General features: G+C 73.2%; 16 protein-coding genes. All 16 read left to right on the forward strand.

Annotation, left to right across the window (positions count from 1 at the left end; genetic code table 11):
* The first annotated feature begins 7 nt into the window (after positions 1–7).
* The 16 genes from ACFYVL_RS33780 to ACFYVL_RS33855 are packed head-to-tail and all read left to right on the forward strand — an operon-like array spanning position 8 to position 22132.
* Entirely contained in the window at positions 8–1324 is a 1317-nt protein-coding gene (locus tag ACFYVL_RS33780) for a nucleotide sugar dehydrogenase (RefSeq protein ID WP_389251748.1), read from the forward strand.
* 31 nt (positions 1325–1355) lie between these two features.
* Positions 1356–2621: a glycosyltransferase family 4 protein gene (locus tag ACFYVL_RS33785; RefSeq protein WP_389251750.1), complete on the forward strand. Its 1266-nt coding sequence runs from the start codon at positions 1356–1358 to the stop codon at positions 2619–2621.
* Positions 2618–4003, forward strand: coding sequence for a Wzz/FepE/Etk N-terminal domain-containing protein (locus ACFYVL_RS33790; RefSeq protein WP_389251752.1), 1386 nt, complete (start codon positions 2618–2620; stop codon positions 4001–4003). Before ACFYVL_RS33785 ends, ACFYVL_RS33790 begins: the two co-directional genes overlap by 4 nt.
* A complete protein-coding gene (locus ACFYVL_RS33795) occupies positions 4000–5523 on the forward strand; it encodes a Wzz/FepE/Etk N-terminal domain-containing protein (protein ID WP_389251754.1) in 1524 nt (507 codons plus the stop codon). The genes ACFYVL_RS33790 and ACFYVL_RS33795 overlap by 4 nt, the downstream gene beginning before the upstream one ends.
* 4 nt (positions 5524–5527) lie before the next feature.
* Entirely contained in the window at positions 5528–7462 is a 1935-nt protein-coding gene (gene asnB / locus ACFYVL_RS33800; protein WP_389251756.1) for an asparagine synthase (glutamine-hydrolyzing), read from the forward strand.
* Between the two features lie 20 nt (positions 7463–7482).
* Positions 7483–9678 (forward strand): bi-domain-containing oxidoreductase, encoded by a 2196-nt coding sequence (locus tag ACFYVL_RS33805; RefSeq protein WP_389251758.1) that lies wholly within the window; start codon positions 7483–7485, stop codon positions 9676–9678.
* Positions 9675–11705 carry an alginate lyase family protein gene (locus ACFYVL_RS33810; protein ID WP_389251760.1) on the forward strand — a complete coding sequence of 677 codons (2031 nt, stop codon included), beginning with the start codon at positions 9675–9677 and terminating at the stop codon, positions 11703–11705. Before ACFYVL_RS33805 ends, ACFYVL_RS33810 begins: the two co-directional genes overlap by 4 nt.
* Positions 11696–13231, forward strand: a complete 1536-nt coding sequence (locus tag ACFYVL_RS33815) for a right-handed parallel beta-helix repeat-containing protein (protein WP_389251762.1) — start codon at positions 11696–11698, stop codon at positions 13229–13231. The genes ACFYVL_RS33810 and ACFYVL_RS33815 overlap by 10 nt, the downstream gene beginning before the upstream one ends.
* A 1-nt stretch (position 13232) precedes the next feature.
* Complete coding sequence (locus tag ACFYVL_RS33820; protein WP_389251764.1) at positions 13233–14573, forward strand: O-antigen ligase domain-containing protein; 1341 nt, start codon at positions 13233–13235, stop codon at positions 14571–14573.
* Positions 14574–14581: 8 nt separating this feature from the next.
* Positions 14582–15856: a glycosyltransferase gene (locus ACFYVL_RS33825; protein WP_389251766.1), complete on the forward strand. Its 1275-nt coding sequence runs from the start codon at positions 14582–14584 to the stop codon at positions 15854–15856.
* On the forward strand, positions 15856–17091 hold the full coding sequence (locus ACFYVL_RS33830; protein WP_389251768.1) for a class I SAM-dependent methyltransferase: 1236 nt from the start codon (positions 15856–15858) through the stop codon (positions 17089–17091). Before ACFYVL_RS33825 ends, ACFYVL_RS33830 begins: the two co-directional genes overlap by 1 nt.
* 13 nt (positions 17092–17104) lie before the next feature.
* Complete coding sequence (locus tag ACFYVL_RS33835) at positions 17105–17899, forward strand: glucose-1-phosphate cytidylyltransferase (protein WP_389251770.1); 795 nt, start codon at positions 17105–17107, stop codon at positions 17897–17899.
* Entirely contained in the window at positions 17896–18543 is a 648-nt protein-coding gene (locus ACFYVL_RS33840; RefSeq protein WP_389251772.1) for a PIG-L deacetylase family protein, read from the forward strand. The genes ACFYVL_RS33835 and ACFYVL_RS33840 overlap by 4 nt, the downstream gene beginning before the upstream one ends.
* Before the next feature lie 3 nt (positions 18544–18546).
* Positions 18547–19572: an NAD-dependent epimerase/dehydratase family protein gene (locus tag ACFYVL_RS33845; protein WP_389251774.1), complete on the forward strand. Its 1026-nt coding sequence runs from the start codon at positions 18547–18549 to the stop codon at positions 19570–19572.
* The gene (locus ACFYVL_RS33850) at positions 19560–20843 is read left to right on the forward strand and encodes a DUF4910 domain-containing protein (RefSeq protein ID WP_389251776.1); all 1284 of its coding nucleotides are present in this window, start codon (positions 19560–19562) and stop codon (positions 20841–20843) included. The genes ACFYVL_RS33845 and ACFYVL_RS33850 overlap by 13 nt, the downstream gene beginning before the upstream one ends.
* Positions 20844–20848: 5 nt before the next feature.
* A complete protein-coding gene (locus tag ACFYVL_RS33855) occupies positions 20849–22132 on the forward strand; it encodes a hypothetical protein (RefSeq protein WP_389251823.1) in 1284 nt (427 codons plus the stop codon).
* Positions 22133–22212: the final 80 nt, after the last annotated feature.

Here is a 22212-nt window from a genome sequence, read left to right on the forward strand (position 1 = left end):
AGGGGTCATGAGGATCAGCGTTTTCGGGCTCGGCTACGTGGGCTGCGTTTCGGCCGCGTGCCTGGCCAGCATGGGACACCAGGTCATCGGGGTGGACGTGAACCAGGTGAAGGTGGACCTGGTCAACGACGGCAAGGCCCCGGTGGTCGAGGAACGGATCGGCGAGCTGATCGCCGAGGTGGTGCGGACGGGGGCGTTACGCGCCACCGACGACGTCCGCGAGGCGGTCACGGACAGCGACGTGTCCCTGATCTGCGTGGGTACGCCGTCGGAACCCAACGGCAGTCTGTGCACCACCTATCTGGAGCGGGTCACCGAACAGATAGGCGCCGTACTGGCCGGCCGGGAGGAACGGCACACCGTCGTCTTCCGCAGCACGATGCTCCCCGGCACCTGCCTCAACCTGCTGGTGCCGATCCTGGAGAAGGCCGTCGGCGGCACGGCGGGGGTGGACTTCGGGGTCGCGGTCAACCCGGAGTTCCTGCGCGAGGGCACCAGCGTGCGGGACTTCTTCGACCCGCCCAAGACCGTCGTCGGCGAGTTCGACCGGGCGAGCGGCGACGCGGTGGCCGCGCTGTACGAGTCCCTGCCCGGCGAGGTGTTCCGGGTTCCGGTGCCGACGGCCGAGGCGATCAAGTACGCGGACAACGCGTTCCACGGCCTCAAGATCGGTTTCGCCAACGAGCTGGGCGCGGTGTGCCAGGCGCTCGGGGTGGACTCGCACCAGGTGATCGACGTGTTCCTGGCCGACCGCAAGCTGAACATCAGCCCGGCCTATCTGCGGCCCGGCTTCGCCTTCGGCGGCTCCTGCCTGCCCAAGGACCTGCGCAGCCTGGTCCACGCGGCACAGCGGGCCGACGTCTCGGTGCCGATCCTCTCCCATGTGCTGCCCTCCAACGCCGATCACCTGCAACGCGCGGTGGACCTGGTCGAGCGCACCGGCAAGCGCCGGGTGGGCCTGTTCGGCCTGTCCTTCAAGCCGGGCACCGACGACCTCCGCGAGAGCCCGCTCGTCGAACTGGCGGAGCGGCTCTTCGGCAAGGGGTACGACCTGAAGATCTACGACGCCAATGTGAGCCTCTCGCGGCTCCTGGGCGCCAACCGCGAGTACATCGAGACCCGGCTGCCGCACCTCGCGCAGCTGCTCGCCGACTCCGTCGACGAGGTGCTCGGGTACGCCGACGTGTGCCTGGTCGGCACCAAGGACCCGGCCGTGCTCGCGGCGCTGCCGCACGGCGAAGGACCGCTGATCGTCGATCTCATCCGCCTTCCCGACGCCGACGCGCGCCGGACCGAACCGGGGTACATGGGTCTTGCTTGGTAACACGGGTCAAACACGCGACACAGGCACCACAGTGCCGGACGGTACGCACGGCGGCGCCGGGGCGGCCCGGCGCGCGCTGATCCTGGTGGAGAACCTGTCGGTGCCGTTCGACCGGCGGGTGTGGCAGGAGTGCACGACGCTGCGCGACGCGGGCTGGGAGGTCCACGTCATCTGTCCCCGGGGGGAGAAGCGGGACAGAGAGGCGGAGGCGGAGATCGACGGGGTGCGCATCCACCGCTACCCCCTGCGCGCGGCCACCGGAGGGCCGGCCGGCTACCTGCGGGAGTACGGCTCGGCGCTGTGGCACACGGCCAGGCTGGCCCGGCGGGTCGGCCCGGTCCACGTGGTGCACGCCTGCAACCCGCCCGACCTGCTGCTGCTGTCGGCGAGGTGGCTGCGGCGGCGCGGGGCGCGGTTCGTCTTCGACCAGCACGACCTGGTTCCCGAGCTGTACCTCTCGCGGTTCGGCCGCGGCAAGGACCTGCTCTACCGCGCCGTGTGCGCGCTGGAGCGGATCACCTACCGGTCCGCCGACATCGTGCTCGCCACGAACGAGAGCTACCGGGACGTCGCGGTGCGCCGCGGCGGCCGGCGGCCCGAGGACGTCTTCGTGGTGCGCAGCGCACCGCAGACCGACCGCTTCCAACCGGTCCAACCCGAGCCGGAGTTGAAGCGCGGCAAGTCCCATCTGCTGTGCTACCTGGGTGTGATGGGCCCCCAGGACGGTGTCGACTACGCCCTGCGGGCCCTGGCGAAGCTGCGCGACGAGCACGGCCGCAAGGACTGGCACGCGGTGTTCGTCGGATCGGGCGACGCCTTCGACGCGATGGTGGAGCTGTCGGAGCGCCTCGGGCTCGCCGACCAGGTGGAGTTCACCGGGCGCATCCCGGACGCCGACCTGGTGCGCTACCTGTCCACCGCGGACGTCTGCCTCTCCCCCGACCCGCACAACCCGCTCAACGACGTGTCGACCATGAACAAGGTCCTGGAGTACATGGCGATGGGGCGGCCGATCGTCTCCTTCGAACTCCGTGAGGCACGGGTCTCCGCCGGTGAGGCCGCCCTGTACGCGCCCGCCAACGACGAGGCCCGGTTCGCCGGGCAGATCACCCGGCTCCTCGACGACCCGGAACTGCGGGAGCGGATGGGGCGGATCGGCCAGGAGCGGGTCCGCGGACCGCTCTCCTGGGAGAACTCGCAGGCCTCGCTGCTCGCCGCCTACGCGGCCGCGTGCCGTGGCCGCACTCCGGTGTCGGTGCGCGGCCGGATCCGGGCACGCGGGAGGCAGCGCCCTTGAGCGAGGACACGATACGCCTGGCCACGATCGGGCGGATCCTCCGCCGGCGGTGGCGGCTGCTGGCCGTCGCCACCGTGGTGGGCGCACTCGTCGGGTTCGGCGCCTCGGTGCTGCTCCCGCCGAGGTACACGGCGTCGGCGTCCGTGCTGCTGCCGGGGCAGTGGGACGAGCGCGGACTGCTGACGCAGGTGAACATCGCGACGAGTTCGGTGGTCGTCGACCGGGCGGCCACGGAGCTGGACTGGAAGGGCATCGGGGGCAGGGAACTGCGGGAACGGGTGAGCGCCAAGGCGACCGAGGGGAACATCGTCACGCTCGCGGGCTCGGCCGAGACCCCGGAGCGGGCACAGCGGCTCGCCGACCAACTGGCCAAGCAGTTCGTCGGGTTCGCCGCGCGCATCGCGGGCGGCGGCAGCGCCGACGCGCCCACCGGCCTGGAGGCGCTGCGCCAGCAGGTGGTGCAGACCAACCGACGCATCACCGAACTGGCCGGCGCCGCCGATCCGGGGCGGTCCGTGGAGAGCGTGCAGGCCCGCACCTCGCTGGAGCGGCTGCGCACCTCCCTGGAGGAGGCCATGACGAAGCTGGACCAGGCCGATCCGGCGAACGCCAAGGCCGGCCTGGTCGTCATGGGGCCCGCGCCCCGCCCGGCCGCGCAGACTCCGCCGACGCGGACCCAGTTCGTCGCGGCCGGCGCGCTGCTGTTCCTCCTGCTCGGGGTCGTCGGCCATCTCGTGGCCGCCCGGATGAACCGGCGGCTGCGCTCCGAGCAGGAGATCTCCGCCGCCCTGGGCTCGACGCCGCTGGGCTCCGTCGACGTGCTCGGGGACGCCGGCGCGCACCCGCCGCGCGACACCGGCCGCGCCTCCCGGCTGCGCCGGCTGCTCGGCGCGGACTCCCGGTGGGACGCGCCGCATCCGCAGCGGTACGTCGACGAGGCCGGCAGACGCCTCCGCCACCAGCGGGTGTACGGGCGGCTGCGGGACCTGCTGCCCGGCGCCCGGGAGGTGCTGGTCGTGGTGCCGGACGGTGACGAGGCCGCCCGCCGGGCGGCCGGGGACCTGGTCGCCGGGGCCGCGGACGCCCCGGCCGCGGGCTCCGGGGACCGGGAGTGCCCCGCGCTGCGGGTGGTGGGGGTCGCGGTGGACCGGCCGATGGTGCCGGACCGCGAGGGCGAGTCCGGCGCGCTGGTCGTCCTGAGTCCGGGCAGCTGGACCGCGGAGGACCTCGCGGGCATCGCCGGCGCCTGCGCGGACGGCAGGCACGAGGTGGTCGGCTTCGTCGTCGCCGACACGGTCCAGGACCGCCCCGCGCGGTCCGCGAAGTCCGCCGACGACGACGCTCTGGCGGTCGGCGGCCGTACGACGGGGGGTGGGCAGTGAGGACGAGCACGACTTCGGAGGCCTCGGCGCCCGCGCCGCTCTTCGACCTCCAGGCTCTGGTGGTGGCGGTGCGCAGGCGCCGGCTCCTCTGGTACGCCACGGCGCTCCTGGGGCTGGTGGCGGGTGCGGCGCTGGCGGTGGCGATGCCGCCTCCGCCGACGGCGGTGACCAAGGTCCTGGTGGCGCACCGGGAGGACCAGCCCAACGACATGGGCACGCTGATCCGTACCGACGTCGCGATCCTCTCGACCACGAGGATCGCCGACAAGGCCCTGCGGTCCCTGGGGTCCAAGGACAAACCGGAGGACTTCCTCCAGGACTACCAGGGGGCGGGGCTGACCAACAACCTGCTGCAGATCGACGTGAAGGGAACCAGCGACAAGCAGGCGACGGACCGGGCGAAGGCGCTGGCCGACGCGTTCATCGCGGAACACGTGCGGCGCATGCGCGAGTCCGCGAAGGCCGAGTCGGACGCCCTGCTGGAGCAGCGGGACCGGATGCGCGTGGAGCTGGCCGAGGTCAACAGGACGATCGGCGACCGCGCTCCGCAGAGCGACCCCAAGTCGTCGGCGAGCATCGAGTCGCTCTACGCCCGCCGGGCCGAACTCAACTCGCGGATCGCCGACTTCGACCAGCGCGCCGCGGAGGCGCGCACCGGTACGCCCGGTGTGATCGCCGGTACGCAGATCGTGGACGCGCCCCGCCCGGTGCACCGTTCACTGCCCAAGACCGCCGCCACCAACGGGGGCATCGGACTGGCCCTCGGGCTGTTCGCCGGTCTCGCGCTGGCCGCGGTCGGCACGGTGGTGGCGGACCGGCCCGTGCTGCGCCGGGACATCTCGGCGAACCTGGGTGCCTCCGTCGTCGCGGAACTGCCGCGCCGGTCGGGCAGGCCGTGGCGGCGGCGCCGCACCCGGGCGGCCCGCGAACGGCTCACGGCGACTCTCGCGCGTACCGTGCGCGGTTCCGTGGAGCCGGTGTCGCTGCTCGAACTGGGCTGCGCGCGTGCCACCGGCAGGATCGCCCTGGACCTCGCCGGGGCGCTGGCGAAGGACGAGCCGGTGGCCGTGGTCGACGGTCTGCCGGGCACTTCTCTCGCGGGGACCCGGCCGAAGCCGGGCGACCCGCCCGTGATCGGCGGCGAGAACGCCGCGGACGGCTCGGACCCGGAGCGGCGGATCGGGGTCGGCTCGGTGGCGCCCGGCACGGCGTGGACCGATCTTCGCTACCTCGGCACCCGGACGGTGCTGGTGGTACGGGCCGGGCACGGCAGCGCCGCCTGGCTGCACACCGTGGCCCGCCAGCTCGCGGACCAGCACATCCCGGTCATCGGTGTGGTGCTGATCGACCCCGACCCGCGGGACCGGACCGACGGCACCCTGTGGGACGGACTGCACACCGCGCTGCGCGGCCGGAGCGAACGCCCCGCCCGGCCGCCGAACGGAACGAGCCTGCGGCACACGGAGCGGTTGCCGGTGCGGGCCGCACAGGTCCCGGACAACGATCAGGAGGCGCGGTAAGCACATGTGTGGCATCGCAGGCACGTACCGATGGCCGGACGGGAAGGCCGTCACCGACCGGCTCACCGACACCCTGGCCCACCGCGGGCCGGACGGGTCGGGCCGCTACAGCCACTCCCTGGCGGAGGGCGAGGTGCATCTGGGGCACCGCCGGCTGTCGATCATCGACCTGTCGGAGACCGGGGCCCAGCCGATGGTCCGCGACGGGCTCGTCCTCACCTACAACGGCGAGCTGTACAACGCGCCCCAGCTGCGCGCCGAACTGACGGCCGCCGGGGTGCGCTTCCACGGCACCTCCGACACCGAGGTGGTGCTGGAGTCCTGGCGGCGCTGGGGCACCGACTGTCTGCCCCGGCTGCGCGGCATGTTCGCGTTCGGCGTCTTCGACGAGGCCACCGGTGAACTGGTGCTGGTAAGGGACCAGTTGGGCATCAAGCCGCTGTTCCTGCTGCGGCGCGGCCCGGGTCTGGTGTTCGCCTCCGAGCTGAAGGCGCTCGCCGCGGCGACCGGCGGGGAGCTGGAGGTGGACCACGCGGCGCTGGTGGCGTCCCTCCTCTACTACTGGGTGCCCGACTCGCGGTGCGCGTACCGGGAGGCGGAGAAGCTGCCGCCGGGGAGCTGGCTGAGGTACCGGCCGGACGGCCGGGTGGAGCGCGGCCGCTACTGGAACCTGAAGGACGTCGCCGCCGAGGGACGGGAGCGCGCCCGCGGCGGTGAACTGCCGGACCTGGCCGCCGTGGTGGCGGAGTCGACCCGCCGCCATCTGCTCTCCGACGTGCCGGTGGCGACCTTCCTCTCCGGCGGTCTCGACTCCAGTTATCTGACCGCGCTGGCGGCCCGGGACCGGCCCGGGATCTCCGCCTACACGATCGGGTTCCGCGCGGAGGACGCCCGGTTCGAGGCGATGCCGGACGACCTGAGGTACGCCCGGCAGGTGGCAGCGCGGTTCGGGGTGGACCTGCACGAGATCGAGATCGCCCCGGACGTGCTCGACCTGCTGCCGCGGATGACGTACCACCTGGACGAGCCGATCGGCGACCCCGCGGCGATCAACACGTTCCTGATCTGTTCGGCGGCCCGGGAGGCCGGGGTCAAGGTGATGCTGTCGGGGATGGGCGCGGACGAGCTGTTCGCCGGGTACCGCAAGCACCTGGCCAATGTGCTCGCGCTGCGCTACCAGCGCGTGCCGCGTCCGCTGCGGCGCGGGGTGTCGGCGGCGGTGGACCGGCTGCCGGTCGCCTCGGCCCGGCGGGGGTACCGCTCGGTGCGCTTCGCCAAGCGCTTCCTGTCCTTCGCCGACCTGCCGGAGGAGACCGCCTTCCGGCGCAGCTACACCATGTACGACCGGCGGGAGCTGCTCTCCCTGATCAACCCGGATCTGGCCGGCACGGTCGACGACGTGCTGGAGGAGCACCAGGACGTCTACGCGGACAACGACCTCGACGACTTCGTGAACCGCATGTGCCTGGGCGACGCCCGGATGTTCCTGCCGGGCCTGAACCTGGCCTACACGGACCGCTCCAGCATGGCCGCGTCGACCGAGGTACGGGTGCCGTACGTGGACGTCGAGGTGGTCAGGGCGGCGTTCGCCTTCCCCGGCGACCGCAAGATCGCCGGCCGGCAGGGCAAGGCCGTCCTCAAGGAGGCGGCCACCTCGATCCTGCCCCGGGAGATCGTGTACCGGCCCAAGGGCCTGTTCAGCGCGCCGCTGCGGGCCTGGATGAGCCGGGACCTGGCGCCGCTGGTGCGGGAGGTGGTGCACGACGGGGTGCTGGTCCGCTCGGGGTTCCTGCGGCGCGACGCGCTGGCGCGGATGGTCGCCGAGGACGCCGCCGGGCAGCGGGACTTCTCCAAACATCTGTGGCACGTACTGACCCTTGAGCACTGGTATCGCGAAGCGACCTCCGGATCCGGTCAGAGCACTCGGTTGTCGGCTTAGGAATTTCAGAGGAGTTCGTGGTGAAGCAGGTTGTGCAGAACTACCGGAGCGGCGAGCTGGCGCTGCTGGAGGTGCCGGTCCCCGAGTGCAAGCCGGGTGGGGTGCTGGTCCGCAGCGCCTACTCGCTGATCTCCACCGGCACCGAGCTGATGAAGGTGTCCGAGGCCGGCATGTCGATGGTGGGCAAGGCCCGCTCGCGGCCGGACCAGGTGGCCAAGGTCGTGCAGAGCGTGGCCACCAACGGGGTGCCCGCCACGTACCGCAAGGTGATGGGCAAGCTGGACTCGTACACACCGCTGGGCTACTCGCTGTGCGGGGTGGTCGAGCAGGTCGGTGCCGGGGTGGACGACGTGAAGGCCGGTGACCTGGTGGCCTGCGCGGGCAACGAGCACGCGCTGCACGCCGAGTTGAACTGGGTGCCGAAGAACCTGTACGTCCCGCTGCCGGACGGGCTCGCGCCGCGGCACGCGGCCTTCGGCACCGTCGGTTCGATCGCGATGCAGGGCGTCCGCCAGGGCGAGCCGCAGCTCGGCGAGGTGGCGCTGGTCGTCGGCCTGGGACTGATCGGCCAGCTGGTGGTGCAGTTGCTGACCGCCTCCGGGGTCCGTGTGGTCGGGGCGGACCCGGACCCGGCGCGCTGCGAGCTGGCCGAGCGCCTGGGCGCGGCGGCCTGCGGCGATCCCGGGTCGTCCGTTGTGGAGAGCGCGGTGGCCGAACTCACCGGCGGGCACGGCGTGGACCAGGTGTACCTGGCGGCGGGCGGCGGCAGCAATCAGCCCGTCGAGCTGGCCGCCCGGCTGTCCCGCGACCGGGGCCGGGTCGTCGACATCGGCAAGTGCCGTCTGGACCTGCCGTGGAACGCCTACTACGAGAAGGAGCTGGACGTACGGTTCTCCCGCTCCTACGGTCCCGGGCGCTACGACCCGGAGTACGAGCTGGAGGGCCGGGACTACCCGATCGGCTACGTCCGCTGGACCGAGCGCCGGAACCTGGCGTGCTTCCTGGACCTGGTGGCCCGGGGCCGCGTCGACGTGGAGCCGCTGGTCTCGCACGTCGCCGCCTTCGAGGACGCGGTGGAGACCTACCGGAGTCTGCAGGACGGCGAACTGAAGGCGGTCGCCGTGCTGTTCCGCTACCCCGGGCACACGGCGCCGCCCGAGGAGGCGACGGTGTCCGTGCCCGAGGTGCCGCGCACCGCCCGCCGGGCCGCCCCGGCCAGGGCCGCGGGGTCGCCGGTGCGGCTGGCGTTCGTCGGCGCGGGGAACTACGCCACGTCGATGCTGCTGCCGCACCTGGCGGGGCGCGACGGCGTCGAGCTGTCGACGGTGGTCACCACGACGGCGCTGTCCGCGGCCAACGCCAAGCGGAAGTTCGGCTTCGCCGAGGCGACGACGGACCTCGACGCGGTGCTCGGGGACGCGTCGCTCGACGCGGTCTTCGTGGTCACCCGGCACAGTTCGCACGCCGAACTGACCCGCAGGGCGCTCCTGGCGGGGAAGGCGGTGTTCGTGGAGAAGCCGCTGGCCCTCACCGAGGAGGAGCTGGCGAGTGTGCTCGCGGCGGTGGAGGAGTCCGGCAACGACCGGTTGCAGGTGGGCTTCAACCGCCGGTTCGCGCCGGTGCTGCGGGAGGCGAAGCAGCGGTTCGGCGCCCGGAGCGGCCCGGCGAGCCTGCGCTACCTGATCAACGCGGGCTCGCTCCAGGAGGGCAGCTGGTACCTGCGCAAGGGCACCGAGGGCTCGCGGTTCGCGGGCGAGGGCGGGCACTTCATCGACACGGCGAGCTGGCTGCTGGGCGCCGACCCGGAGTCGGTGTACGCGCTCGCCGCGCCCGGCAGCGGCGACCTCCAGGTCGTGCTGCGCTACCCGGACGGCTCCACCGCCACCCTCGGCTACGTCACCACGGGCGCCTCCGGCTTCCCCAAGGAGACCCTGGACCTGATCGCGGACGGGAAGGTCCTGCGGCTCGACGACTTCGTCCGTGCGTCGGTGTACTCCGACGGCGGGGCCGGCCGCAGGCGGTGGGTCAGCTCCCGGCTGCCCAGGGCGCGCGACAAGGGGCAGGAGGCCGAACTGGCGGCGTTCGTCAGGGCCGTGCGCTCCGGCGGTCCGATGCCGGTGCCGCTGGAGTCGCTGGTGGCCACCACCTCGGCCACCCTCGCCGTACAGCGTGCGCTGGCCGGCGGTGCGCCGGTGACGCTGGCGAGGACACGATGAGCCTGAGCGCGGGCTGGTACCTGCGGCGGCTGTCCCGGATGGGTCCGCGGGAGATCGCGGGCCGGACGGGCGACGCGGTGCGCAGGCGGCGGTGGCGCGGCGAGCCGCCGGACGCGCCGCGCGTGAGCGGCGCCCGGTTCACCGCCGTGCTGCCCGCCGGCACGCTCGCCGCGGTGCCGCCGGACGCCGCGAAGCGTCTGGTCGCCGAGGCGGACCGGCTGATGGCCGGGCACGTCGAGTACTTCGGGGTGGTGCGCGACGACCTGACCGGCCCGGACTGGTGGTACGACCCGAAGACCGGGCGGCGCGCCCCGTGGGGGTACGCGTTCGGCCTGCCGTACCGCGACGAGGAGGCGGTCGGGGACATCAAGCAGATCTGGGAGCTGTCGCGGCACCAGTACCTGACCGTGCTGGCCGCCGCCTACGCGCTCACCGGGGACGACCGGTACGCGGAGCGGGTGGCCGAGCACCTGCGGGACTGGTGGGCGGCCAACGCGCCGCTGCGCGGGGTGCACTGGATCAGCGGCATCGAGCTGGGCATCCGGCTGCTGTCCTGGGTGTGGGTCCGGCGGCTGCTGGACGGCTGGCCGGGCGCGGCCGGACTGTTCGAGGACAACCCGGTGGCGAGGAACCAGATCTGGCACCACCAGCGCTGGCTGGCCGCCTTTCCCAGCCGGGGGTCGTCCGCGAACAACCACGTCGTCGCGGAGGCGGCCGGGCAGTTCGCCGCGGCCTGTGCCTTCGGCTGGTTCCCCGCGTCGGCGCGCTGGCGGGCAAACGCGCTGCGCTCACTGGAGCGGCACCTGCGGAGCAACACCTTCCGCTCCGGTCTGAACCGGGAGCTGGCGAGCGAGTACCACGGGCTGGTGCTGGAGCTCGGGCTGGCGGCCCTGGCCGAGGCGGACGCCGCGGGTGTGCCGGTGCCCGCGACGGTCCGGCTGGTGCTGCTGCGGATGACCGACGCGCTGGCGGCCGTCGTGGACGACCGGCTGCGCCCGCCGCGCCAGGGGGACTCCGACGACGGCCACGGTCTGGTCGTGGACGGCGGCGGCACCGACCGCTGGGGTTCGCTGCTGGCCACCGGGGAAGCGGTGTTCGGCAGGCTCGACTGGTGGCCCGAGGTGCCCGGCACCGATGTGCGCACCCCGCTGCTGGCCGCGCTGATCCGGCCGTACGGGAGGGACACCTCGCCCGTACCCGGCGGCTCACCGGCGCGGGAGGGGCGCGGCGCACCGGCCGTGGCCCGTCCGGCCGCCCGCCCGGCGCACTTCGCCGACGCGGGGCTGACCGTCCTGCGCGGTCCGGCGGGGATCTGGTGCCGCTGCGACGGCGGGCCGCACGGCTTCCTGTCCATCGCCGCGCACGCGCACGCCGACGCGCTGTCCCTGGAGGTGCGGCAGGAGGGCGTCGACGTGCTCGCCGACCCGGGGACGTACTGCTACCACGGGCAGCCCGAGTGGCGGCGGTACTTCCGTTCGACCCTGGGCCACAACACCCTGGAGCTGGACGGCCAGGACCAGTCCGTCTCCGGCGGACCCTTCCTGTGGACCCGGCACGCCCGCAGCCGCGTCCTGGCCGTCGGCACCGCCGGACCGGACGTGGCCCGCTGGAGCGCCGAGCACGACGGGTACGAGGGATCCGTGCACCGCCGCTCCGTGGAACTGACTTCCTCCACACGGGAGTTGCGGGTGGTGGACGAGGTGCGCGGGCCGCGCAGGCCGGTGCGTCTGGCCTTCCATCTGGGCCCGTCGGTCACCGCGGACCTGGTGGGCGAGCGGGCGGCGCTCGGCTGGAGCGTGGACGGCGAGGACCGCTCCGCGGTGCTCGCGCTGCCCGCCGGGCTGAGCTGGCGGGCGCACCGCGGCGAGAGCGGTCCGCCGCTGGGCTGGTACTCCCCCGGCTTCGGCCGCAAGGTGCCCGCCACCACGCTGATCGGCACGGGCTTCACCGACGACGGGCCGGGCGGCCGGTTCACCACGGTGCTCGGCTTCGCGGACCGGCCCGACCGGGGAGGCGCGTGCGGATGAAGTGGCGTCACTGCGCGTTACCGGCGGCGCCCCTGGCCCTGGTCCTGCTCGCGGCGAGCGGCTGCTCGGGGACGGCCGACCCGGCGAAGCCGTCCGGCGGGACGTCCGCGGCCGGGGCACCCGCCACGGCCGCGGCCCGGGTGTGCGCGAAGCCCCCGGCCGGGCCCGCGACGGCCCCCGCGGGCGCGGTGACGGTCGACCCCGCGGTGGTCGGCGACCTGGCCGCCAAGACCAAGAGCAGTCCCGCGGGCACCACGTTCTGGCTCCGGCCGGGCACCCACCGGCTGGTGCCGGAGCAGTACGCGCAGGTCGTCCCGAAGAAGGGCAACCGCTACCTCGGTGCGCCGGGCGCGGTGCTGGACGGCCGCAAGGTCAACCAGTACGCGTTCGGCGGCGAGGCCACCGACGTCACCCTGCGCTACCTGACCGTGCGGAACTTCGTCGCGCCGCACGACGAGGGCGTGGTCAACAACAGCTCGTCCGACGGCTGGGTGATCGAGCACTCGACGATCCGCGACAACTCGGGGGCCGGGCTGATGGCCGGCGCCCGTCAGCAGGTCCGTGCCAACTGCCTGCGCGACAACGGCCAGTACGGCATGAACGCGTACAAGGACGGCGACACCATCCGCGGCCTGGTGGTCGAGGGCAACGAGATCACGGGCAACAACACCGGCGACTGGGAGCGGAAGAAGCCGGGGTGCGGCTGCACCGGGGGCATGAAGTTCTGGGCCGTCAACGGCGCAGACATCCGCGGCAACTGGGTGCACGACAACCGCGGCACCGGGCTGTGGGCGGACAACAACAACAACGACTTCCTCTTCGAGAACAACCTCTTCGAGGCCAACGACGGCGCCGCCCTGATGTACGAGACCAGCTACAACGCGGTCGTCCGGAACAACACGATGCGGCGCAACAACGTCGCGGAGGCCCGCAAGCTGGCGGAGCGCGGCGACAACTTCCCGTACGGGACGATCTACATCTCGGAGGCCGGCGGGGAGCCGCGGGTCCCGGCCCGCACGGACAAGCTGGAGATCTACGGCAACGTGCTGGAGAACAACTGGAACGGCATCACCCTGTGGGAGAACGCCAACCGGTTCTGCAACAGCCCCGCCAACACCTCCGCCGGGTACTGCACGCTGCTGGTCAAGGACCTCAAGCGCTGTGCGCAGCCGTCGATCGCCACCGCGCCGCTGTACTCCGACTGCCGGTGGAAGACCCAGCGCGTCGACATCCACGACAACCGCTTCGTGCTGGACGCCGCCGCCCTCAAGTGCACGACGGAGTGCGCTCGGATGGCGGTGCTCTCCAACTACGGCACCTATCCCGACTGGTCGCCGTACAAGGCCAAGCGGGTGTCCGACGCGCTCCTGCACAAGCAGAACAACCGCTGGCACGACAACCTCTACCGGGGGCCGTGGAGCTTCGTCGCCGACGACCCGGACAAGAAGCTCGACTCCGCGCAGTGGCAGAGCACGCCGTACCAGCAGGACACCAACAGCACCTTCGGCCCGCGGGCGGGTGGTTGAGATGGCGGCGGGGACACAGCGGACCAACCCGCCGCGGGGCGGGCTGCCCCGGGCGCTGGACAGCGCGGTCGGAACGCCGGGCGAAGGCATGCGCCCGCCCGGCACGCCGAAGGCCGTCGGGGTGGTCTGGGGGCTGCTGGGCCTCAACACGCTCGGTTCCGCGGGGGCGCAGACCATCTTCCCGATCCCGCGCTCGCTGATCCAGATGGTCACCATGGGGGCGCTGGTCGGCGCGTTCGCGCTGGCGCTGGCGCTGAATCTGCGGCTGCGCATCCGGGCGAACGCCTTCGTGCTGCTGCTGACCCTGCTGCTGCTGCCGAGCCTGATCTCCAGCGCGAACCTGGAGTCCGGTTTCGGCGCGCTGTTCCGGTGCGCCAGGCTGACCCTGTTCGTCGCCACGCTGTGGCTGCTCAGCCGCTGGTGGGACGGCAGCCTGACGTTCGTCAGGACCCACATCCGGATGTACTTCGTGGTGTTCTCCTCGGTGATCGCGGGGCTGGTGATCTCCCCCGGCGCGGCCATGCCGGAGCTGTACGGCGGGCGGCTGGTCGGCGCGCTGTGGCCGCTGACGCCGCCGCAGATCGGCCAGTACGCGGCGGTGATCATCGGGCTGACGGTGCTGCTGGTGCTGGGCCGCAGGACCACCGGGCGCAGCGCGGCACTGATCATCGTGCCCTCGCTCGTCCTGCTCGCGCTGACCCACACCCGCACCGCCACCATCGGGCTGCTCGCCGGGCTGGTCCTGGCGATCCTGTCGCTGGTGCTCAGCAGTGCCGCCGCCCGCCGGTTCTTCACCTGGGCGGTGCTGTGCGCCACGGTGACCGCGGTCGGGTTCGCCTCCGCGCTCCAGGCGTGGTTCCTGCGCGGCCAGTCCCAGGAGTACTTCACCAGCCTCACCGGCCGGGCGAAGGTCTGGGACGCCCTGCTGGACGCGCCGCGCACGCTCGTGGAGGAGCTGTTCGGCACGGGCCTGGGCGACAAGTCGTTCGGCGGGCTGCCGATCGACAACAGCTGGCTGGCCGTCTACGACGAGCAGGGCCTGACCGGTGTCGTGGTCGTGGTGACCCTCTTCCTCGTGCTGGGCGGTGTCGCGCTGCTGCGCCCGCCGTCGCTGCCGAGGGCCTGCGCGATCTTCCTGATCAGCTATGTCGCGATCTCCTCGTACACCGAGGCCGGTCTCGGGGACGCGTCGGCGTACCTGCTGCATCTGGCCGTGGCCGCCTCGCTCCTCGCGACGCCCGCCACGGCTCCCGTACTCGAGCCGTCCGCGACCTCGCGGACCGCTCCTTCGCCGGCGCCCGAGGGCGTGCGGCGGCACGTTCCGCGATGGGCAAGGAGGTGACTGGGAACATGCGTGTCCTCGTGGTGCACAACCGCTACTCCTCGGCCCAGCCGAGCGGGGAGAACCGGGTGGTCGACGAAGAGGTGGACCTGCTGCGCACGGCCGGCCACCGGGTCGAGGTGTTCGAGCGGCGCAGCGACGACATCTCGGGGCGCTCGCTGCTCGGCAAGGTGGCGGTGCCGCTGCTGGTGCCGTGGAACCCGGCGGTCCGCAGCGAGCTCGCGGCCCGGCTGCGCGCCGGGCGGCCGGACGTGGTGCACGTCCACAACGTCTTCCCGCTGCTGTCGCCCGCGGTGCTGGCGGCCTGCGCGGACGCCGGGGTGCCCGCCGTCGCGACGCTGCACAACTACAACCAGATCTGCCCGCCGGGCACCCTGCAGCGGGACGGCCGGCTGTGCACCGAGTGCGTCGGGGCTCCGGCGCCGCTGCCCGCCGTCCGGCACGGCTGCTACCGCGGCTCCCGGCTGGCGACGGTGCCGCTCGCGGTCGGCATGTCGGTCAACCGGCGGCGCTGGTGGTCCGGGGTGGAGCGGTTCTTCTGCATCTCCGCGGCGCAGCGCGACCTGCTGGTGCGCTCCGGCATGCCGGCCGAGCGGCTGGCGGTGAAGCACAACTTCGTCCCCGACCCGGGTGCCTGCCGGGCGGACGGCGGCGAGCACCTGCTCTTCCTCGGGCGGCTCGCGGAGGCCAAGGGCGTACGGCACCTGATGGCCGCGTGGGACGAGGTCGCGGCGGGCGGCGGGGTGGGGGTGCCGCTCGTGCTGGCGGGCGCCGGTCCGCTGGAGCAGGAGGTGACCGCCTGGGCCGCGGGCCGCGACGACGTGCGCTACGTCGGTCTGTACGACCCGGCCCAGTGCCGCGAGGCCGTGGCCAGGTCGGTCGCGGTGGTGGCTCCGTCGCTGGCCCTGGAGACGTTCGGGCTGGTGGTCGCGGAGGCGATGGCGGCCGGGGTGCCGGCCGTCGCCGCCGGGCACGGCGCCTTCGTGGAGCTCGTCGAGGACGGGGTGACCGGGCTGCTGCACCGGCCGGGCGACCCGCACTCGCTCGCGTCGTGCATCCGCCGGATCACGACCGGGCGGGCCGAGAACCTGGAGATGGGCCGTGCGGCCCGGATCCGTTACGAGCAGGGGTTCAGCCCGGACGTCGGGCTGGAGCGCCTGGAGGAGGGGTACCGCACCGCGATCGCGGGACGGTACGGCGGCGCTCAGGACGCGTCGCCGACAGGAAACGGAAGAGCCGGCTCGCGACGGGGCACCCGCGCGGGCGGAGATGGGGGCAGTTGATGACAGGATGCCGACTCTGCGGCTCGGCGGCGCTGGAGAGCGTCGTCGATCTGGGGGCGACCCCGCCGTGCGAGAGCTTTCTCGCGGCGGACCAGCTGGACGGGCCGGAGCCCGCTTACCCGCTGCACCTGCGGGTGTGCACCGAATGCTGGCTCGCGCAGCTCCCGCCGCTGATCACTCCGGAGGAGACGTTCAGCGAGTACGCCTACTTCTCCTCCTTCTCGACCTCCTGGGTCGAGCACGCGCGCACCTTCGTCGCCGACGCCGTGGCACGGGTGGGGCTGGACGCGGACGCCTTCGTGGTCGAGGTCGCGAGCAACGACGGCTATCTGCTCAAGCACGTGGTGGACCGGGGGATCCGCTGCCTGGGCATCGAGCCGTCGGTGAACGTCGGCGCCGCCGCACGGGACGCGGGCGTCCCCACGCTCACGGAGTTCCTGAGCCCCGGGACGGGTGCGAGGGTGCGCGCGGAGCAGGGCCCGGCGGACCTGGTCGTGGCCAACAACGTGTACGCGCACATCCCCGACGTGGTCGGCTTCACCCAGGGGCTGCGCGCCCTGGTCGCCGACGACGGCTGGGTCTCCATCGAGGTGCAGCACCTGCTGACGCTGATCGAGGAGAACCAGTACGACACGATCTACCACGAGCACTTCCAGTACTACACGGTCGCCTCCGCGATCCGGGCGCTGGCCAGCGGCGGGCTCGCGCTCGTGGACGTCGAGCTGCTGCCCACGCACGGCGGCTCCGTCCGGCTGTGGGCCAGGCCCGTGGAGGTGGCCGGCGAGCCGTCCGAGCGGGTGGCCGACGTGCTGCAGCGGGAGAAGGCGGCCGGGCTCCAGGAGCTGTCCGGGTACACCGAGTTCTCGGGCCGGGTGGCGAAGGTGCGCCGGGACCTGCTGCGGTTCCTGATCGAGGCGGCCGAGCGCGGCGAGCGGGTCGTCGGCTACGGCGCCCCCGGCAAGGGCAACACCCTGCTCAACCACTGCGGCATCCGGCCCGACCTGCTCGCGTACACGGTCGACCGCAACCCCTACAAGCACGGCAGGTTCACCCCGGGCAGCCGCATCCCGATCCTGGCGCCCGAGCAGATCGCCGCCGACCGGCCCGACTACGTCCTGGTCCTGCCCTGGAACCTGCGGGCGGAGCTGGAGGAGCAGCTGGCCTTCGTGCGCGAGTGGGGCGGCCGCCTCGTCTTTCCCATCCCCGAACTGAGCATTGTCGACTTCTCGTCATGAAAGAGGTTGCAGCGTGAAGGTTGTCCTTTTCTGCGGCGGTTACGGCATGCGGATGCGCAGCGGCGCGGCCGACGACGTGCCCAAGCCCATGGCGATGGTCGGCCCGCGTCCGCTGATCTGGCACGTGATGCGCTACTACGCGCACTTCGGGCACACGGAGTTCGTCCTGTGCCTGGGCTACGGGGCGCACCACATCAAGAACTTCTTCCTCAACTACGAAGAGACCACGTCCAACGACTTCGTGCTGCGCGGCGGGCGCACGGAGCTGCTGTCCACGGACATCGCGGACTGGACGATCACGTTCGCGCAGACCGGCATCGAGTCGCCGATCGGGGAGCGGCTGCGCCGGGTGCGCCACCACCTGGACGGCGACGAGATGTTCCTGGCCAACTACGCCGACGTGCTCACCGACGCCCCGCTGCCGGAGATGATCGAGAAGTTCTCCCAGCGGGACGCGGGCGCTTCGATGATGGTGGTGCCGCCGCAGTCGTCGTTCCACTGCGTGGAGCTGGGCGAGGACGGTCTGGTGGGGGGCATCACCGCGGTGAGCGAGCTGCCGCTGTGGGAGAACGGCGGCTACTTCGTGCTCCGTCAGGAGGTCTTCGACCACATACCCGAGGGCGGCGACCTGGTCGCCGACGGGTGCGGCCGGCTGGCCAAGCAGGGGCGGCTGGTGGCGCACCAGCACCGGGGCTTCTGGAAGCCGACCGACACGGTCAAGGAGCGGGCCGCGCTCGACGACGCGTACGCGCGCGGCGACCGCCCGTGGGCCGTGTGGGAGCGGGACCGCGTCGGAGCGGGGGCGTGATCCGGCTCGGCGCCGGGCGCCCCGGGAGCGTCGTCGCGGTGGGCGCGCACTGCGACGACATCGCCATCGGCGCGGGCGGCACCCTGCTCGCGCTGTGCCGCGCCCGGCCGGGGGTCCGCGTCGACGCCCTGGTGCTGTCGGGCGGCGGCAGCGACCGCGAACAGGAGGAGCTGGCGGCACTGACCGCGTTCTGTCCGGGCGCCGATCTGCGGCTGACCGTGCTCAAGCTGGCGGACGGCCGGTTCCCTTCGCAGTGGGAGGAGGCCAAGGCCGCCGTCGAGGAGCTGCGCGCACGGACCGAGCCCGACCTGGTGCTCGCGCCGCGCACCGACGACGCTCACCAGGACCACCGGGGTCTCGCGGGCCTGATCCCGACCGCGTTCCGCGACCACCTGGTGCTCGGCTACGAGATCGTCAAGTGGGACGGCGACCTCGGCCGCATGACGGCCTACCAGCCGCTGTCGCCCCAGACCGCCGAGCAGAAGGTGCGGCTGCTGCAGGAGCACTACCCCTCGCAGCGGCACCGGCCCTGGTACGACCGCGAGGCCTTCCTCGGCCTCGCCCGCATCCGCGGTATCGAATGCCACGCGCGCTACGCCGAGGCGTTCGCCGTCACCAAACTCACTCTCGATCTGGGGGACTGAAACTTGCGCGTACTGCTGACCGGACACCAGGGCTACCTGGGCACCGTGATGGCCCCGGTCCTCGAAGCCGCCGGGCACGAGGTGGTCGGCCTCGACTCCGGCCTGTTCGCCGACTGCGTCCTCGGCCCGCGGCCCGCGGACCCGCCAGGACACCGGGTGGACCTGCGCGACGTGACGGCCGAGCACGTCGCCGGGGTGGACGCCGTGATCCACCTGGCGGCGCTCTCCAACGACCCGCTGGGGTCGCTGGCGCCGGAACTCACCTACGACATCAACCACCACGCGTCGGTGCGCCTGGCCGGGCTGGCCCGCGACGCCGGGGTGCGGCGCTTCCTGTACGCGTCGACGTGCTCGGTCTACGGTGCCGCCGGCGGCGGCGACCTGGTGACCGAGGACGCCCCGCTGCGCCCGGTGACGCCGTACGCGGAGTCCAAGGTGCGGGTCGAGGACGAGCTGCACGCGCTGGCCGACGGCGACTTCACCCCGGTGTACATGCGCAACGCCACCGCCTTCGGGTACTCCCCCAGGCTGCGCGCCGACATCGTGCTCAACAACCTGGTGGGTCACGCGCTGCTGTCCGGCGAGGTGCTGGTGCTGTCCGACGGCACGCCCTGGCGTCCGCTGGTGCACGCCGCCGACATCGCCCAGGCGTTCTCGGCGGCGCTGACCGCGCCCCGGGACGCGGTGCACGACCGGGCGTTCAACATCGGCAGCGAGGCCAACAACGTCACGGTCGCCGAGATCGCCGAGCAGGTCGCCGAGGCGGTGGCCGGGGCGAAGGTGCGGATCACCGGGGAGACGGGCGCCGATCCGCGGTCGTACCGGGTGGACTTCTCCCGGTTCCGGGAGGCGGTCCCCGGCTTCGACTGCGCGTGGACGGTCAAGCGCGGCGCGCTCGAACTCGCCGACGCCTACCGGCGGCACGGGCTGACCCGGGAGGGCTTCGAGAGCCGCTTCACCCGGCTGGCCGTGCTGCGGGCGGCGTCGGATGCGGGCACGGTCGACGACACCCTGCGGTGGCGCGGGTGACCGGCGTCGGCGGGGAGATGCACGCCCTGGTGGAGCGGCTCTTCCCGCTGTGCCGGAGCATCACCGGCGACGGGGTGCGCGCCACGTTGGCGATCGTCGGCGAGTACCTCCCGCTGCGGGTCCACGAGGTGCCCACCGGGACGCAGGTGCTGGACTGGACGGTGCCCCAGGAGTGGAACATCCGGGACGCGTACGTCGCCGACAGCTCGGGCCGGCGGGTCGTCGACTTCGCCGCGTCCAACCTGCACGTGCTCGGCTACAGCGTCCCGGTGTCGCGCACCATGCCGCTGTCGGAGCTGCGCGCGCACCTGCACACGCTGCCCGACCAGCCGTCGCTGGTGCCCTACCGGACCAGTTACTACAAGCCTCAGTGGGGGTTCTGCCTGGCGCAGGAGACCCTGGACGCACTGCCCGAGGGCGCGTACGAGGTGTGCGTGGACTCCACGCTCGCCGACGGCCACCTCACCTACGCGGAGCACGTCGTTCCCGGGCAGGTCTCCGACGAGGTGCTGGTCTCCTGCCACGTGTGCCACCCGTCGCTGGCCAACGACAACCTGGCGGGCATCGCGGTGGCGACGTTCCTGGCGCGGGCGCTGGCCGAGGAGAAGCCGTACTACACCTACCGGTTCGTCTTCGCGCCCGGCACCATCGGGGCGATCACCTGGCTGGCCCGCAACAGGGAGCGGGTGGAGCACGTGAAGCACGGGCTGGTGCTGGCCTGCGCCGGTGACCGGGGCCCCTTGACGTACAAGCAGAGCAGACGCGGCGACGCGGAGATCGACCGGGTGCTGCGGCACGTGCTGGAGAGCTCCGAACGCCCGCACACCGTCAAGGAGTTCACCCCCTACGGCTACGACGAGCGGCAGTACTGCTCCCCCGGCTTCGACCTCGGGGTCGGCTCGCTCACCCGGACCCCGTACGCCGGGTATCCCGAGTACCACACCTCGGGGGACGACCCGGACTTCGTCTCGCCGGAGGCGATGGCGGACACCCTGGCCGTCTGCCGCGAGGCGTTCGCCGTCCTCGACCGCAACCGCCGGTACCTCAATCTCAGTCCGTACGGCGAACCGCAGCTGGGGCGGCGGGGGCTGTACGAGTCGCTGGGCGGGCGGAGCGACGCGCAGCAGGCGCAGCTGGCCATGCTGTGGGTGCTCAGCATGGCCGACGGCACGCACAGTCTGCTGGACGTCGCCGAGCGGGCCGCCCTGCCGTTCGGCACCGTCGCCGACGCGGCCGGTGCCCTGCACGGTGCCGGACTGATCAAGGCATGACTCCGATGACCACCGAGGAGCAGGAGACGGCGCCCAAGGACCGGCCGGCCGGCCGGCGGGCCATGGCGGGGCGGCTGTCCTGGGGGCTGGCCGACCAGGCGGCCTCCAGCCTGACCAACTTCGCGGTGGGCCTCTATGTGGCGCGCTCGCTGGGGCTGACCGCGTTCGGCGTGTTCAGCCTGGCCTGGCTGACCTACGGCGTGGTGCTCAACGTCGCGCGTGGGCTGGCCACCGACCCGCTCGTCGTGCGGTTCAGCGGGGTGCCGGAGGTGTCCTGGCGTGCGGCGGCGGCCCGGTCCTCCGGTGCCGCCGTCGGCGTCGGCGTGGCGCTCGGCGCGGTGTCCGTGCTGGTCGGGCTGGCCATCGGCGGCCCGGTGGGGTCGGCGTTCGGGTGTCTGGGGGTCGTGCTGCCGGGGCTGTTGCTGCAGGACGCCTGGCGGTTCGCGTTCTTCGCGGCGGGCGCCGGGCGCAAGGCGTTCGTCAACGACCTCGTGTGGGGCGTCGCCCTCGTGCCGGCCCTGCTGGTGGCGGCCCGGGTGGGCACCGTGGCGGCGTTCGTGCTGGCCTGGGGGGCCGCCGCCGCGGTCGCCGCCGGCTACGGCTGGTTCCAGTCCGGCATCCGGCCCCGGCCTGCGCGGGCGCTCGGCTGGCTGCGCGAGCAGCGCGACCTGGGGTTCCGCTATCTCGTCGAGAACGTCAGCCTGAGCGGTGCGAGCCAGCTGCGGGCGTACGGGCTCGGCGCGATCGTCGGCGTCGGCGCGGTGGGCGCGGTCCGGGGCGCGGAGCTGCTGCTCGGCCCGTTCCTCGCGCTGCTGATGGGCCTTTCGCTGGTGACCGTCGCGGAGGCGGCCCGGGTCCTGCGGCAGAGCCCGCACCGGCTGGCCCGGTTCTGCTTCCTGCTCGGCGGCGGGCAGGCGGCCGCCGCGCTGCTGTGGGGCGGGGCGCTGCTGCTGATGCCGGACCGGCTCGGCGAGCTGGTGCTCGGTGACGTCTGGCCCGCCGCCTCGCTGCTGATCGTGCCCGCCACGCTCGGCGTCGCGGGCGCGGGCCTGGGCACCGGGGCGGCGGCCGGGCTGCGTGCCCTGGCCGCCGCCCGGCGCAGCCTGCGCTGCCAGCTGTTCGCCTCCGCCTGCTACGTGGGCGGCGGTCTCGGCGGGGCGGCGGCGGGCGGCACGGTCGGGTCGGCCTGGGGCGTGGCCGCCGCGACCGCCGCGAGTTCCGCCGTCTGGTGGCTGCAACTGCGCTCCGCCCTGCGGGAGCGCCGGGAGTCCCCCGACCGTGAGCCATGAACCGGCGGCCGGCGGCCGTACGCACCCCGCGACCGCCGACCGCGACCCGATGCCCGCACCGGTGCCGAGATCCGATGCCC

This window comes from Streptomyces sp. NPDC004111, from assembly GCF_042874215.1.
GTDB lineage: Bacteria > Actinomycetota > Actinomycetes > Streptomycetales > Streptomycetaceae > Streptomyces.

Excerpts from the sequence above, each read along its gene's own strand:
- ACFYVL_RS33780 (WP_389251748.1), top strand. The coding sequence starts at position 8 with ATGAGGATCAGCGTTTTCGGGCTCGGCTACGTGGGCTGCGTTTCGGCC.
- asnB (WP_389251756.1), top strand. The coding sequence starts at position 5,528 with ATGTGTGGCATCGCAGGCACGTACCGATGGCCGGACGGGAAGGCCGTC.
- ACFYVL_RS33810 (WP_389251760.1), top strand. The coding sequence starts at position 9,675 with ATGAGCCTGAGCGCGGGCTGGTACCTGCGGCGGCTGTCCCGGATGGGT.
- ACFYVL_RS33820 (WP_389251764.1), top strand. The coding sequence starts at position 13,233 with ATGGCGGCGGGGACACAGCGGACCAACCCGCCGCGGGGCGGGCTGCCC.
- ACFYVL_RS33825 (WP_389251766.1), top strand. The coding sequence starts at position 14,582 with ATGCGTGTCCTCGTGGTGCACAACCGCTACTCCTCGGCCCAGCCGAGC.
- ACFYVL_RS33830 (WP_389251768.1), top strand. The coding sequence starts at position 15,856 with ATGACAGGATGCCGACTCTGCGGCTCGGCGGCGCTGGAGAGCGTCGTC.
- ACFYVL_RS33855 (WP_389251823.1), top strand. The coding sequence starts at position 20,849 with ATGACCACCGAGGAGCAGGAGACGGCGCCCAAGGACCGGCCGGCCGGC.